At 64.0% G+C, this 13,931-nt stretch carries 17 protein-coding genes; 5 read left to right on the plus strand and 12 right to left on the minus strand.

Annotation, left to right across the window (positions count from 1 at the left end):
- The 6 genes from EJD88_RS19250 to gspG all read right to left on the minus strand — a co-directional run.
- On the minus strand, window positions 1–535 hold a 535-nt coding region (locus tag EJD88_RS19250; RefSeq protein ID WP_178121991.1), incomplete at its 3' end, for an ATPase, T2SS/T4P/T4SS family.
- A gap of 142 nt (window positions 536–677) precedes the next feature.
- Window positions 678–2,939, minus strand: a complete 2,262-nt coding sequence (gspD, locus tag EJD88_RS19255) for a type II secretion system secretin GspD (protein ID WP_158878768.1) — start codon at window positions 2,937–2,939, stop codon at window positions 678–680.
- The gene (gspM, locus tag EJD88_RS19260) at window positions 2,936–3,448 is read right to left on the minus strand and encodes a type II secretion system protein GspM (protein ID WP_158878769.1); all 513 of its coding nucleotides are present in this window, start codon (window positions 3,446–3,448) and stop codon (window positions 2,936–2,938) included. Before gspM ends, gspD begins: the two co-directional genes overlap by 4 nt.
- Window positions 3,441–4,511 carry a type II secretion system protein GspL gene (gene gspL, locus EJD88_RS19265; RefSeq protein ID WP_158878770.1) on the minus strand — a complete coding sequence of 357 codons (1,071 nt, stop codon included), beginning with the start codon at window positions 4,509–4,511 and terminating at the stop codon, window positions 3,441–3,443. The genes gspM and gspL overlap by 8 nt, the downstream gene beginning before the upstream one ends.
- The gene (gspK, locus tag EJD88_RS19270) at window positions 4,508–5,386 is read right to left on the minus strand and encodes a type II secretion system minor pseudopilin GspK (RefSeq protein WP_158878771.1); all 879 of its coding nucleotides are present in this window, start codon (window positions 5,384–5,386) and stop codon (window positions 4,508–4,510) included. The genes gspL and gspK overlap by 4 nt, the downstream gene beginning before the upstream one ends.
- 8 nt (window positions 5,387–5,394) lie before the next feature.
- Window positions 5,395–5,844 carry a type II secretion system major pseudopilin GspG gene (gspG, locus tag EJD88_RS19275; RefSeq protein WP_099586432.1) on the minus strand — a complete coding sequence of 150 codons (450 nt, stop codon included), beginning with the start codon at window positions 5,842–5,844 and terminating at the stop codon, window positions 5,395–5,397.
- Between the two features lie 147 nt (window positions 5,845–5,991).
- Here gspG and gspI point away from each other — a divergent pair, with 147 nt between their 5' ends.
- Window positions 5,992–6,357, plus strand: a complete 366-nt coding sequence (gspI, locus tag EJD88_RS19280) for a type II secretion system minor pseudopilin GspI (protein WP_099586431.1) — start codon at window positions 5,992–5,994, stop codon at window positions 6,355–6,357.
- Here gspI and EJD88_RS19285 read toward each other — a convergent pair.
- Window positions 6,344–6,775 carry a type II secretion system protein N gene (locus EJD88_RS19285; RefSeq protein WP_158878772.1) on the minus strand — a complete coding sequence of 144 codons (432 nt, stop codon included), beginning with the start codon at window positions 6,773–6,775 and terminating at the stop codon, window positions 6,344–6,346. The genes gspI and EJD88_RS19285 overlap by 14 nt on opposite strands.
- Before the next feature lie 93 nt (window positions 6,776–6,868).
- On the opposite strand from EJD88_RS19285, the gene gspH reads away from it, so the two are divergent.
- Together gspH and EJD88_RS19295 are read left to right on the plus strand one after the other, a co-directional pair.
- The gene (gene gspH, locus EJD88_RS19290) at window positions 6,869–7,321 is read left to right on the plus strand and encodes a type II secretion system minor pseudopilin GspH (protein ID WP_099586429.1); all 453 of its coding nucleotides are present in this window, start codon (window positions 6,869–6,871) and stop codon (window positions 7,319–7,321) included.
- A complete protein-coding gene (locus EJD88_RS19295) occupies window positions 7,318–7,923 on the plus strand; it encodes a type II secretion system protein GspJ (protein ID WP_099586428.1) in 606 nt (201 codons plus the stop codon). Before gspH ends, EJD88_RS19295 begins: the two co-directional genes overlap by 4 nt.
- A 636-nt stretch (window positions 7,924–8,559) precedes the next feature.
- Here EJD88_RS19295 and EJD88_RS19300 read toward each other — a convergent pair.
- Genes EJD88_RS19300 through EJD88_RS19310 form a run of 3 tightly spaced genes read right to left on the minus strand, consistent with a single transcriptional unit; the run spans window position 8,560 to window position 10,710 of the window.
- Window positions 8,560–9,486: a FecR domain-containing protein gene (locus tag EJD88_RS19300; protein ID WP_158878773.1), complete on the minus strand. Its 927-nt coding sequence runs from the start codon at window positions 9,484–9,486 to the stop codon at window positions 8,560–8,562.
- A gap of 37 nt (window positions 9,487–9,523) precedes the next feature.
- Window positions 9,524–10,069 carry an RNA polymerase sigma factor gene (locus EJD88_RS19305; RefSeq protein WP_099586426.1) on the minus strand — a complete coding sequence of 182 codons (546 nt, stop codon included), beginning with the start codon at window positions 10,067–10,069 and terminating at the stop codon, window positions 9,524–9,526.
- Window positions 10,066–10,710 carry a secretin and TonB N-terminal domain-containing protein gene (locus tag EJD88_RS19310; RefSeq protein ID WP_099586425.1) on the minus strand — a complete coding sequence of 215 codons (645 nt, stop codon included), beginning with the start codon at window positions 10,708–10,710 and terminating at the stop codon, window positions 10,066–10,068. Before EJD88_RS19310 ends, EJD88_RS19305 begins: the two co-directional genes overlap by 4 nt.
- Before the next feature lie 217 nt (window positions 10,711–10,927).
- Between EJD88_RS19310 and EJD88_RS19315 the strand changes: the two genes are divergently transcribed.
- The gene (locus tag EJD88_RS19315; protein WP_158878774.1) at window positions 10,928–11,239 is read left to right on the plus strand and encodes a hypothetical protein; all 312 of its coding nucleotides are present in this window, start codon (window positions 10,928–10,930) and stop codon (window positions 11,237–11,239) included.
- Window positions 11,240–11,295: 56 nt separating this feature from the next.
- On the opposite strand, the gene EJD88_RS19320 is transcribed toward EJD88_RS19315, so the two are convergent.
- Window positions 11,296–12,363, minus strand: a complete 1,068-nt coding sequence (locus EJD88_RS19320; protein WP_112194802.1) for an NAD(P)-dependent alcohol dehydrogenase — start codon at window positions 12,361–12,363, stop codon at window positions 11,296–11,298.
- Window positions 12,364–12,512: 149 nt separating this feature from the next.
- Here EJD88_RS19320 and EJD88_RS19325 point away from each other — a divergent pair, with 149 nt between their 5' ends.
- Window positions 12,513–13,331 carry an alpha/beta fold hydrolase gene (locus tag EJD88_RS19325; RefSeq protein WP_158878775.1) on the plus strand — a complete coding sequence of 273 codons (819 nt, stop codon included), beginning with the start codon at window positions 12,513–12,515 and terminating at the stop codon, window positions 13,329–13,331.
- A gap of 44 nt (window positions 13,332–13,375) precedes the next feature.
- On the opposite strand, the gene EJD88_RS19330 is transcribed toward EJD88_RS19325, so the two are convergent.
- The gene (locus EJD88_RS19330) at window positions 13,376–13,762 is read right to left on the minus strand and encodes a DoxX family protein (protein ID WP_099586421.1); all 387 of its coding nucleotides are present in this window, start codon (window positions 13,760–13,762) and stop codon (window positions 13,376–13,378) included.
- Window positions 13,763–13,931: the final 169 nt, after the last annotated feature.

Consider the following 13,931-nt stretch of genomic DNA (forward strand, 5'->3'; position numbering starts at 1 on the left):
GCCCATCCTGGGGCAGGCGTTTTTCGGCGATATCGAGCTGGGCCATGATCTTGATCCGCGACACCAACGCACCGTGCAGCGCTTTGCGCGGCGACACCACATCGCGCAGCGTGCCGTCGACGCGATAACGCACCACGGAATGGGTTTCGTAGGGTTCGATGTGGATATCACTCGCCTCATCGCGGGCGGCCTGGGTAAGCAAGGCGTTGATCATGCGGATCACCGGCGCACCGTCCTGGGTGTCGAGCAGATCGGTGATTTCGGGCATGTCCTGCATTAGGCGGTCCAGGTCCACCTCGTTCTCAGCAGCACCGACCACAGCGGCGGCGCTGCCCGTGTCGGCATAAGCGCTGGCGAGCAGGCCGTCGAGTTCGTCGTCGCGCACCTGCTCAATCGGCGACTCGCCAAACTGGCGCTGGACTTCACTGATGGACCAGCCGGGGGTTGAAGGGCAGACGGTGAGGAGCATGCCTTCGTCACCGGGCCGCAACAGGATGCGCTGGGATTTGGCCCAGGCGTAGGGCAGCAGGCTCATACCCCTCTCCCACTGGAGTACACAGTCCAAATGTGGGAGGGGGCTTGCCCCCGATGAGGGAGTGTCAGTTGGCAAATTTTTAACTGACCCACCGCCATCGGGGGCAAGCCCCCTCCCACATTTAGTTCTGTGTACAGCAGGCTCATGGCCGTGCCCCTGCAGGAATCGCCTTCTCCACCGAAGGCAACTGCGGCGCCTGCACATCCGGCATCGCCCAACTATGCTCCGGCTGCAAGCCACCCTGAGCCCGGCGCATATAGTCATAGCGATTCAACGTAATCGCCCGCCCCGCCCCACTGTCACGGATGATGTAAGGCCGCAAGAACACCATCAGATTGGTCTTGCTCACACTGCGCTTCTCATTGCGAAACAACGCCCCCAGCCCCGGAATGCTCGACAGCCACGGCACTGCGTCGTTGCTCTGGCTATAACCATCCTGCAGCAAGCCACCCAGCACCATGATCTGCCCGTCATCCAACAGAATGCTGGTATCAATCGCCCGCTTATTAGTCACCGTCCCCGCGGCCACCGACGCCCGGGAATCCACACTGCTGACTTCCTGATAGATATCCAGCTTCACCGTGCCGCCCTCGGAAATCTGCGGGCGCACGTTCAACTTGAGCCCCACTTCTTCACGCTGCACGGTCTGGAACGGGTTGTTGCTGGTGCCCCCGCCGCCGGTGACATAGCTGCCGGTGACAAACGGAATCGTCTGCCCCACAAAAATGCTCGCCGCTTCGTTGTCCAGGGTCAGCAGGTTGGGCGTGGACAGCACGTTGGTGCCGCCCTTGCTCTTCAAGGCGCGGGCCAGCACCTTGAGGTCGAGCACCTTGCCGATCCCTGGAATATCCACGGTGCCGTTGACCAGGCCAATGTTCAGGCCCTTGGGCAATACATCAATGCTGGTGGGACTGGCGGGTGTGCCGTTCAAGCCGCTGCCGCCGAGGTTGACCCCACCAAACCCGCCGCTGCCCGCCAGGTTGCCGGCCTGCCATTGCACGCCGAACTCGGTAGCGTCGTCCTCACCCACTTCCACGATCAGGCTTTCGATCACCACCTGGGCGCGGCGCTGGTCGAGCATGTCGATCACTTCGCGCAGGTTGCGGTACAGCGGGTCCGGCGCGGAGATCAACAAGGTGTTGGTGGTGGCGTCGGCCTGGATGGTCACGCCGCCGGCGCTGAACGCGGTGTCCTGGTCCTTGGACGGGCTGCCGGTAGCTTGGGGGTCCTGGCCATAGCCCGATTGCACGCCGCTGCCGGTGGGCGTGCCGCTGCTGTTCTGCGCGTTGCTGGCTGGGGTGGTGGTCTGGCCGTTGCCGCCCATGGCACTGAGTTTGCCGCGCGCCTCGTCGCTGACGCCGGAATCGCTCTCGCCGGTCAATAACCCGCGCAGCGACTGGGCCAGCTTGCCCGCCTGGGCGTTGCGCAGGTACACCACGTGCATATTGCTGGGGTTACTCTGGGCGTTGTCGAGCTTGTAGATCAGGTTGCGCGCCAGCTCGGTGCGTTCGGGGCTGCCGGAGCGAATGATGATCGAGTTGGAACGCGGATCGCCGATCACATTGATCTTCTGGGTCTGGTCGGCGCCCTGGGTTTCGAGCAATTCGGCGACCATGGCGGCGATGTCGACAGCGATGCCGTTCTGGATCTGCACCACGTCGGTGTCGATGGCGCTGGGGGTGTCGATGCCACTGATGATCTGTGCAACCCGCGCCAGGTTTTCCGCATAGTCGGTGATGACGATGCTGTTGTTGCCGGGGTAAGCGTTGATCGGGTTGTTCGGCGACACAATGGGGCGCAGCACCGGGATCAGGTTCACCGCGTTTTCGTATTGCAGCCGGAAGGTGCGGGTCTGCATGCCACTGCTGCCAACGCTGTAGATCGGCCCGCCGAGCAACTTGGCATCGGCCTCCGGCACCACCTGGGCCACGCCGCCTACATCCACCACGCTAAAGCCCTGCATGCGCAACGCGGCCAGCAGCATGTCGTAGGCCTGATGCGCGGGGACCTGGCCTTCGCTGACCAGGGTCAGGTTGCCCTTCACACGCGGATCCACCAGAAATTGCTGACCGGTGGCGCGGGACAGTGCGCGCACCACCGCCTGGATATCGGCGTCGACGAAGTTGAGTTGCACCGGTTGGTCGCCCAACGGGTTACGCGCCTTGACCGTCGCCGGGGCCTGGCCACGGGCGCTGTTGGTCACCCGATGCTGCACGGCGGGCTTGGGGACAAGTTCGCGCTGGCGATCCAGCACGCTATCGCCGCTGCGGCGCGTGTCGGCCAACGGCTGGCCGAGTTCGCTGTCCACCAGCAACGGCTTGGGCGCCTCCTGGCTGCTGCATGCACTGAGCGCCAGCAACAGCAGTGGCGCGGCCATACGAAAAGGGGGGACTGACCACTTCATGAAGCTTCCTTAGCGCCAAGCGCCTGATCCATGCGAACGGTCCCGGACACAGTGCCGGCCGAGGTGTCGACGGCGTCCGGGGCACGTTGCAAACGCGCCTCGGACACTTCCAGAGAAAATGAACGGGGATTGCCCAGCAACCAGCCCACCACGGCGTCGGCCGGGGCGTTGTCGAAGGTCAGGCGCCAACCGCCGGCGTCCAGCGCCTGCAACTGGTAATGGCCTTGCAGACCGGCGCTGTCCAGGGCCTGGCGCAGCGCCGCCTCATCGGCGGGCCGAGGCGCGGTGACGTCCTGCAACAGCACCTGCAAGGCGGCGGCCTGGGCGCGCAGCTTGGGGGTTTCGGCTTGCCAATAGTCGATCTTCTTCAACGCGGGCTGGACCAGCACCAGCCAGGTCAACAGGCTCGCCAGCACCAGGCCGATGCCCACCAGCATGCGTTTTTCACGCAGGGCCAGGCCGTTCCAGAACACCTGGGTCTGGCCGCGCATGCGGTGCCATTTATTCATCGCCGGCTCCCGGTTTTTCTACGACCTGCGCGGGGGCAATGCTCCAGCCATGGTCGTCCCGCGTGGCGGCAAACCCAGCCTGCGCCAAGGCCGCCTGCCACTCGCCCTCGACGGCCGGGCTACGGCTGTCGGCCAGCAACGCCAGTTGCAAGCGTCCGTGTTCGAAGGTCAGGGTGTCGACGCTGCCCACCATGAACGGCAACTGGCTGCCCACCAGTTGCAGCAGGCTGGGAAAGCGTTGGCCGGGATCGGCGGCGGCGCCGGTCTGGCGTGCCGTCAGTTGCTGGCGGGCCTGCTGCAACGGGTTGAGCACCACCGGCAACTCGGGAAACGCCTGGCGTACCTGCTGGCTCATCAACGCTTTGAGCCGCAAGCCTTCATCCGCCTGGCGGGCGGCATACAGATTGAGGCCAACCGTCCAGACCAGCGCAGCCAGCGCGACACAGGCCAGCGCCCGGCCCCACCCACCCTTGGAGCCTTCGCGCAGGCGTGCGTGCAAACCCCAGGCGGGCACGGCACCGGCCCAACGTTGCGCAGCGTCCACCAGCGGCATATCGAGGGCCTGCAACCCCAGCGGGTGCACCGCCGCTTGTTGCAGGCTGTCGCGGGTCAACAAACAGCCTTCGTCCAGCGCCGCTGCGCCCACGGGCAACGCGTAGGGCGCCGGGTACAGCCCGCGCAGTTTGAGTTGCGCCAGCGCCAGGACCTGACCGAGCCGCTCCAGCCCGGCCTTGGGCACCCAGCCGACCTGCACGCGGCCGTCGCTTTCCCGGGGGCCGTGGGCCACGTGCATCTGCTCCACCGGGCCGAGGATCAACGCCTGGGCCGCGCAGGCCACGGCGGCCTGGGTTTTGGCGGCGGGCAATGGCGGCAATTCGAGGCTCGTCAGCAGGCTGTCGCGGGGGTGCAGAAAACAGTCCACCGCGTGGCGGCCCTTGCCCAATTGCACCAGGCTTTCATGACCTTCGCGGACCACCGCGCCACGCTCCAGCCAGGCCCATTTCACCCGACTGTCGACCCTCAATTCAGCCAGCGGCGGCAAGGCAATGCGCAAGCGTTTCATACGCCCACCCGCGACCAGATCACCTGGGGCCGGCGACTCTCCGGACGGTGCAGCAGCGCATCAAGGGTCACCCGCCGTTGCGCCTGCCGCGCCTGGCCCTGCAGGCGAAACCACTCGCTGGTGATGCCCACCTGCACCGTGTCCACCGCCACCTGCGGCAAGTGCAGACGGTTGACGAAATCCCCCCGGTTGATAAACCAGTGCCCGCCGTCACGTTCAGCCACCAGCGCCTGGGCCTGGGACAGGCTCAGTTGCGGCACCACGGCGCTGAGCACTTCGGCGCGGGCGGTGTTGCCGTTGACCCAGGTGACGTCGGGCAGCACGCTGATATAGGTCTGCAGGCGCCGCACGACCTCGGGGTCGAGGCCTTCGATACCACTCAAGTCATCCAGGCTGCGCAGCATCGGGTATCTGGCGGGCGTGTCGAGTTGCTCATAGGACGCGATCACGCGCTGGCTGATGCGCCGGCTGACGGCCGGGTCAACGCCGATCAGGCGGCACAGGCGTTCGAAGCTCTGCACTTGCTCGACATCCACCCGCTGGCGATTGACCAGGTTGCGCAGGTTGAACTTGCCCTGCTCGTCTTCAACCCGGCCTTCGAACGCACCGCCCTGGGCACTGGCCCACGGCTGGTCCAGGCGGGTCAGCACGTCTTTCTGGCGCGCTTCCCACAGCATCTGCCGGCTGCGCTCAAGGCCGCCTTGCAACAGCCACTGGCCCTGGATGCGCATCTGCTCGGCTTCCAGGCTGCGGGTAAACACGCTCTGGCGCGTGAGCATGGCGCCGGCGATCACCGCCACCACGGCGGCGATCAGCAGCGCGCTGATAATCGCCATGCCGCGCTGCTTCACCACTGGGGGCGAATACCGTTTCATGGCGCGCCTTACAACTGCCAGGAGCCAATATCGGCATTCACACCATCGCCATCCGGCTGGCCATCGGCGCCGAGGGAGAACACATCGACTTCGCCGTTGGCGCCCGGATTGAGGTAGTGGTACGGGTGGCCCCACGGGTCATTCGGCAAACGGTCGAGGTAGGCGCGCCAGCTGGTGTTCTTGGCATCCGCCGGGCGCTCCACCAGCACTTTCAGGCCCTGGTTCATGTTCGGGTAGGTGCCGTGGTCGAGGCGGTAGAGTTTCAGCGCCTGCATCAAGCCGCCGATGTCTTGCCTGGCCGCCGTGGCCCGCGCCTGGTCCGGCCGATCGAGCACCTTGGGCACCACCATCGCCGCCAGGATCCCGAGGATGACCACCACCACCATGATCTCGATCAAGGTAAAGCCACGCTGGCCGCGAGGGCCTGGCAATGGGGACGTTAGGCGCGCGATATCCATCTCGACATTCCTTGGGTGAGTGCATTTCGTGGCGCAGTGTTGCAAGAACACATGTCAGTCGTATTGAAAATCCTCGGGAGGTTCGGTCGCCAATCGGTCAACTCGCGGCGCTAGTCTGCGGGCCTGTTTCCAGGCTTTGAGAGCGTCATGTACGGCCATCGCAACGAGCGAGGATTTACCCTGATTGAAGTGCTGGTGGCGCTGGCGATCATTGCCGTGGCCATGGCCGCCGCTGTGCGTGTGGCTGGGTTGATGACCCAGAGCAACGGGCTGTTGCGGGACAAGTCGATGGCGCTGCTGGCGGCGCAAAGTCGCCTGGCGGAAGCCCGGTTGGAGGGCAGTCTGCGCAGCGGCAAGCAGACCATCGAGTGCGATCAGGGCCGCCTGAAACTGCGCTGCGAGCAGACCGTCAGCGCCGATGGCCCGCTGTTTAAGATCACCGTCCTGGTGCTCGACGCCAGTCGCGAAGCGCCGCCCCTGGCGCGCCTTGCCACTCAGGTCATGGCCGAGTGAGGCGCGGCAATGCGGGAGCGTCCGGCAGCTTGTCGAGGTTGACGCGCAGTTTCTCGCCGCCCCGTTCAATCTCCACACCATCGCCTTCGATGGCCGTCAGCCGCACGCCGGGGCTCAGGCGCTCACCCAATAGAAAGCTGCGTGGCGGGCCGTCGTTGAGGCTGAGGATCGCCACCGCACCGCGCGCGCCGGCGAGCACGCCAGTGACCTTGACCTGCAACGCCGTCGGCGCATTGGAAAACCATTGCAGCGCCGGGTTATCACTGCGTGCCGCCAGGGCCTGCGGGGTGGCCTGGGGCGTATGGGATTGCGCGGAGGTGAGCAACAGTGGCGTCCACACTACGCCGCCGGCCAAGGCCGCCAGCAGCGCGCCGATCTGCACGCCCTGGGCGGGGGAAAATCGCAGGGAAAAAGCCATGGGTGGGACCTCCTGTTTGTCCGAGTCTCCAGCGTACAGGCCAATTCGCACGTTTTTATTTCACAACCTCGCCAGTTCAGCAGGTGCCCCGCGATGAAACAACACGGCTTCACCCTGATCGAGCTGATGGTCGTGCTGGTGATCATCGGCATTGCCAGTGCCGCCATCAGCCTGAGCATCAAGCCCGACCCGCTGCACCTGCTGCGCAAAGACGCCGAGCGCCTGAGCCAGCTGTTGCAAGTGGCCCAGGCCGAAGCCCGCGCCGACGGCCGCCCGATTACCTGGCGCGCCGATGCCAAGGGGTTTCGCTTCAATCGTCGCAGTGAGGACGGAATGGGCATGGAGGCGTTCAAGGGCGATGCCCAATTGCGCCCACGTCTATGGGAGAGCCCGTCGATGCAGATCAACATCGAACCCAGGCAGACCCTGGTACTCGATGCCGAGTGGATCAACCCACCCGTGCGCGTGGTGCTGTCCGACGGGCAACACAGCCTCAGCCTGCAACGGGATGCCGCCGGTTTGATGCGTGTGGTGAGCCTGCCATGAAGCGCGCTGAACAAGGTTTTACGCTGATCGAAGTGATGGTCGCGATCATGCTCATGGCGGTAGTCAGCCTGATCGCCTGGCGCGGGTTGGACAGCGTGACCCGTGCCGATCATCACCTGCAGGCGAGCACGGAACAGACTGAGGCCATGTTGCGCGTACTGAACCAGCTGCAACGGGACATCAGCCTCAGGGCCAGTGTGGAACTGACTGTGCCGAAAGACGGCGCCGATGGGTTGGCTGGCGTTTCCGTTCGCAGCTCCGACAGCAAAGGGTTTCAGTTGGACGTGATCCGCAGTGCCCCCGTGGCAGGCGATGGCTTGCAGCGGGTGCGCTGGTGGCTCAAGGGCGATAGCCTGTATCGCGCCGCCGCGCCGGCGCGGGATCGGTTTCCGTTACCGGCGGCCAAGGATGGGGTCGTGGTGTTGACCGGGGTCAGCGATTTGCAGGTGCGGGTGTGGGAGGCGGACAAGGGCTGGCGCCAGTTGAGTGGGAATCGGCGGGCGGATCCGCTGGGGTTGGAGATTCGGTTGGTCAGGCAGACGGCGCAGGGGGTGGAGCGGTATCGGCAGGTGCTGGGGCCTTTGCGGGTGGGGGGCGACTGAGATCAAAAGCCAGCGCCAGCGCCGATGCTGGCTGACATCTGCCTGATGTATGGAGATCCAAATGTGGGAGGGGCGGTGCGACGATTCGCCTTGCCCCGATGAGCATGGGTATCTACACAACCGATGGTTATCGCGCTGTTGCTTTGGTTTTTGATCTTGTTCTTGATCTCAGGCGCCCCGTCAAACACGCTGGCCGAACGCAGGTTTGAATCCGTGGGCAACCCGGCAGGACGCCGGGTTAGCCGCACTGGGCCATGGATGGCCCATTGCGGCGGCCCACGGATTCAAGCCGGAGTGAGGGCACACCGAGCCTAAGCGAGGTGCCGAGTGTTGGGGCGAAGGCCTTTTGGTTACTTTTGTGCCTTTACAAAAGTGACCCGCTGTAAGAGCGGAACCATAAGCCGCCGTTACTCCAACAACGGATATGTACACCGACAAACTGCCATCGGAGGCAAGCCTCCTCCCACATTTGAACCGAGTACACCCGACGAGGCTCGGTCATCTGCCTGACTTTCACGGGAGGATGAGGGAGTGTCAGTTGATGCAACTTTGACTGACCCACAGCTATCGGGGGCAAGGCGAATCGTCGCACCGCCTCTCCCACATTTGGGCTGGGCTCAACTGCAGAGACCTAGCCTAACTCAACAACACAACGCCCCCAGGCAACTCCGTACACTTGGCCCCATACGCATCCCGAATCAACAGCGCCACGCCCGCCAACTGCTGCAGACTGAAGCGCGCCTGCACCCGGCGCCGTCCCAGCTCCTTGTTAAGCAGCACCAGCATCCCCGGCCGATAGCGGTTGATTTCATCCACCACCGTCGCCAGCGTCGCGTTATCGAACACCAGTACCTGCTCACGCCAGGCCACCACCGCCTGCGTGTCCACCGTCGTCACGGCACTGACCCCGGCAGCGTCATAGCTTATTTGCCGACCACTGCCCAAACTCAGACTGTTGCCGCCAACGTCCACCGACAGCGATCCTTCGATGCAGGTGACGCACACCCGGTGATCGGTATGCCGCACATTGAACCGCGCCTGCGCCGCACTCACCCAGCCTTCCCCGGCCTGGACCTTGAGCGGTTGCGCAATATGGGCGACGACCTCGACCTCGCCTTCGAGCAGTTCAATCCCCTGCCCCACCCGGCTGATGCGTGTCTGCGTGTTGAGTTCCAGGCTCACGCCGTCAGTCAACAACACTTGGCGCTGCTCGCCGACCTCGGTGCGATAGTCCGCCGTGAGCCCGGAAAAACCGCCTGGCACACCGACGCGCACCATCACCACCGCCGCCGACGCGGCAATCGCAGCACCGAGGAATGCGCGACGCCCGAACTGACGCGGCGCAGACGTTTGCTCCAGCGCAGGTGCCAATTGCTGCCACAACCCTTTGGCCTGTTCAAACGCCTGGGCATGCTCAGTGCTCTGGTCGCACCAGGCTTTGAGGGCCTTGGCATCGGCCACGGTGGCGCGGCCCGAGGTCAGCAGGAGCAGCCAGTCGCGAGCTTCATCGTGCAAGGGGCTGGCGGCGGACGGCCGGGCGAGGGAGAGGCTAAAAATGTTCAAGCGCGCACATACTCACGGTTTTATCAGGGACTCAACACTAAGACGGTTTTCCGGCGCCGGGACCGAACCGCTGGATCACTTTTCTTTCCAGACGCTTGGCGCAATGCCCCAGGGCGGCCTTGATTTCTTTCTCCACCATGCGCGTGGAGATGCCGAAGCGCTGGGAGATTTCCAGGTGCGGCGCTTCTTCCAGGCGGGCGGCGATCAGGATCTTGCGGCGACGCGCGGGCAGTTCATACAGGGCTTTGACCAGGGACTGGATTTCTCGCTGGCCACCCACCACCCGCGACGGGTCCTGGGCTTCGTCGGCGCTTTGCAGCAATTCTTCCACCTCGCTGCCGGTGAGCAAGCGGGCGTCGGCTTGGCGGCGGTCGGCGGCGATGTTCAGGGCCATGCGGTACAGGTAGGCATTGGGTTGCGCCAGGTTCGGCGGCACTTCCATGCGGTCGACCCGCAGGTAGGTTTCGTGCAGGACGTCGTTGGCCAGGTCTTCCGAGCCCAAGCGCTTGCGCAAGCGCACCTTGAAGTCTTCGTAGGATGCCAGGAACAAGCTGACCATCGTACTGTGCCCGGTATTTTTCATCCGCCCGAGGCTCCTTTTACGGCTGTGCATTCCATGCGTGTTCCTGTGGTGTCGGGCATCAAGAGCAAAGTCAGTGGTTGGCGCAGTGAACTCGGCGCCGGGCGTTCCACCCGCGCAGCGCCGAGGCCGCGAACCAGTGCTTCATCGCGTTGTTCATCGCCGGTGGAGCTGACCAGCCGGCTGTGTTCGATCCTGCCGTCGCGGTTGACCCACACCTGCACCAGCGCACGAAAACTGCCGGGCCGGGTCAAGGGCGAACGGCACAGGCTGGTCTCGATGGCCTGCTGCAAGGCCGTCGCGTAGCTGTTATTGATCCGCGCAGCGCTGCGGGCCGCCGCACCACGAGCCGGGGGCGGTTGGCTGACCTCGGGCAACTGCAAGGTAAACGCATCGCTGCGTGCATAACGTGCCATCAGGCCGCTCCCCGTCAGCAACATCGCCAGAGCCTCCTGCGCCGTGAAACGACCGCGCACTCCAAAGGAGCGACGGCCCCGCGTCAATTCGCGGTCCACCAGCACCGCCATCCCGGTGGCGCGGCTGTAGGCTTGCAAGGCATGTTCAAGGTCTTGCGCGGGCAGGTTCAGTAACAACGGCGGTGACTGCGCCCGCGCAGCGCTGCCGCCGGCCAGCAGCAACAGCAAGACCAGGGCGCATACGGCGCGCCTCCAGGCCCCCTGTTCACCCCCTGCGTTGCATCGCTGCACGGCCGACGCGCCCTAGAAAACCGTCATCCTGAGGCCCGTTTATGAACCTGATGTTACGGTGATAGCAAAAAAAACATCACGGTGACGAGAAGCCGGCTGCACTAGACTCCAAAGCCTTACCGGCCCACTCCCTCGGGCCTGCCAGGAGGCCATGATGAAGCTGCTCCCGACGCTCGCCAGCCTGTTGCTGTGCGCCGCCCTGCCCTTGCTCGCCCACGCCGACAACGCGCCCGGCGGTTGCACCGAAGTCACGGTGGATGGCTACAAGGCGCCCGACTATGGCTGCCTGGGCCAACACATGGGCAATGACACGAATGCAGCCAAGGCGGCGAAAAAAAACCGTGAGGCGCAAAACCTGTCCGTGGAAAAACGCCCGCCAAACGCCGTGGGCTTATTCACCCCGGCGGCAACCAGCGTGCGCATGGGCAATACCTTTGGTACATCGGTCAAGCCGCAACGGCCGTGAGCCTGGGGGGCAAGCCCCCTCCCAAAAGGGTTATTCGGTAGATTGGAGAGCGAGGCTCAGGCCGCGTGGCTTTCCTTCTTCAAACTCTCCATATCGATCACGAACCGGTACTTCACATCGCCCTTGAGCATCCGCTCATACGCCTCGTTGATACCCTGGATATCGATCATCTCCACATCCGAAACAATCCCGTGTTTGGCGCAGAAGTCCAGCATGTCCTGGGTCTCCTGGATGCCCCCGATCAACGAGCCGGCCAGGCTGCGACGCTTGAAGATCAGGCCGAATACCGCTGGCGACGGGTGCGGGCTGTCCGGGGCGCCGACCAACGTCATGGTGCCGTCGCGCTTGAGCAGGTTGAGAAACACGTCGAGGTTGTGCGGTGCGGCGACGGTGTTGAGGATGAAGTCCAGGCTGTTGGCGACCTTGGCCATTTCATCCGGGTTCTTCGACACCACCACCTGGTCCGCGCCCAGGCGCAGGCCGTCTTCGCGTTTGTTGGGGGAAGTGGTGAACAGCGTGACGTGCGCGCCCATGGCATGGGCGATCTTCACCGCCATGTGGCCCAGGCCACCGAGGCCGACCACGCCGACCTTCTTGCCGGGGCCGACCTTCCAGTGATGCAGCGGCGAATAGGTGGTGATGCCCGCGCACAGCAACGGCGCCACCGCAGCCAGGTTGGAATCGTCGTGGGAGATGCGCAGCACGAACTTTTCCTTGACCACGATGCTGTCGGAGTAACCGCCGAAGGTGTTTTCACCGCCGAATACCGGGCCGTTGTAGGTGCCGGTAAAGCCGTTCTCGCAGTACTGCTCCTCGCCTTCGGCACAGGATGGACAGTGCTGGCAGCTGTCGACCATGCAGCCGACACCGGCCAGGTCGCCCACCTTGAATTTTTTCACGTTGGCGCCCACCGCCGTTACGCGGCCGACGATTTCATGGCCGGGTACCGAGGGGTACAGGGTGTTGTTCCACTCGTTGCGCGCGGTGTGCAGGTCGGAGTGGCACACGCCGCAATAGAGGATGTCGATCTGTACATCGTCCGCCCCTGGCGCACGGCGCTCGAAGGTGAAGGGCTTGAGCGAATCCTTGGAGTCCCGGGCGGCGTAGCTGTAGGTCTTGGCCATTTCGTTCACCTGCGTGATCAGACTGTGGAGGTCAGTGGACCAGCATAGACGCTGAACCGTTCAACCGAGCACACCCGTACAAGCCCTTCGTCAGGTTTACGGCAATAGTGCGCCAGCGTCTTATCGCCCCCCTCAACCAGGAGTTTTCCATGAGCACATTCGTTGCCAAAGACGGTACCCAGATCTATTTCAAGGACTGGGGCAGCGGTAAACCCGTGCTGTTCAGCCACGGCTGGCCGCTGGATGCCGACATGTGGGAATACCAGATGGAATACCTCAGCAGCCGTGGCTACCGCACCATCGCGTTCGACCGCCGTGGCTTTGGCCGCTCGGACCAGCCGTGGACCGGCAACGACTACAACACCTTCGCCGACGATATCGCGCAACTGATCGAACACCTGGACCTCAAGGACGTGACCCTGGTGGGCTTCTCCATGGGCGGCGGCGACGTGGCGCGCTACATCGCCCGTCACGGCAGCGCCCGGGTGGCCGGGCTGGTGCTGTTGGGTGCAGTCACGCCTATCTTCGGCCAGCAGCCGGATTACGCGCAGGGTGTACCGCTGGACGTGTTCACCGGCATCAAGGCCGGCCTGCTCAAGGACCGTGCGCAGTTCATCGCGGACTTCAACACGCCGTTCTTCGGTCTCAACAAGGGGCAGACGGTCTCCGAAGGCACCCTGAGGCAGACCCTGCAAATCGCCATGCTGGCGTCCCTCAAGTCGACCGTGGATTGCGTCACCGCCTTCTCCGAAACCGACTTCCGTCCGGACATGGCCAAGATCGACGTGCCGACCCTGGTGATCCACGGTGATGGTGACCAGATCGTGCCGTTCGAAACCACCGGTAAAGTGGCCGCCGAGATGATCAAGGGCGCCGAGTTGAAGGTCTACAAGGACGCGCCCCACGGGTTTGCCGTGACCCACGCCCAGGCATTGAACGAAGACTTGCTGGCGTTCCTCAATCGCTGAAACCGCTCTCCTTATTCGGCCGGGTTTACCCGGCCTTTTTTTATTCAGGCAAAACGCTGGCCGAGCACAAAGCGCCCCGGCCCGGCAATCAGCACGCTGGTGAAGATGATCAACAGCAGCCAGCCGAACTGCCCTTCAAACACCGTCCACTGCGGATGCACCACCACCATGGCGATCAATAGCACCGCCAGGATCGGCAGGCACGCCAGGCGCACCCACACGCCGGCAACGATCAGCACCGGGCACAGCACTTCGGCAAAGATCGCCAGCAGCAGCGTGACGTGGGCGCCGAGGTGAAACGGGTCTTCGATCAGTTGCAGTTGTTCGTTGTAGTTGAGCACCTTGGGCACACCATGCACCCATAGCAGGAACAGCGCCCCGCTCGCCCGTAGAAACAACAGCCCCAGATCCTGATGTCTTGATTCGCTCATAGGTGCTCCCTGTTGGTTGAACGGTGGATTGTGTCCACTGAGCAGCGCGCAAGATTGCAAGCCTGTGCTGTTGTTCATGATCGCCGCCGGGGCGATAGTGGTCGCCCTGGCACTGGAACTGGGCATGCTTTGGCTGAACCGCCGGCCGCCCGATGCGGTCCCACTCCAT

The sequence above is a fragment of the Pseudomonas sp. PB105 genome, assembly GCF_009764655.1.
GTDB classification, from domain to species: Bacteria; Pseudomonadota; Gammaproteobacteria; order Pseudomonadales; family Pseudomonadaceae; genus Aquipseudomonas; species Aquipseudomonas cyclaminis.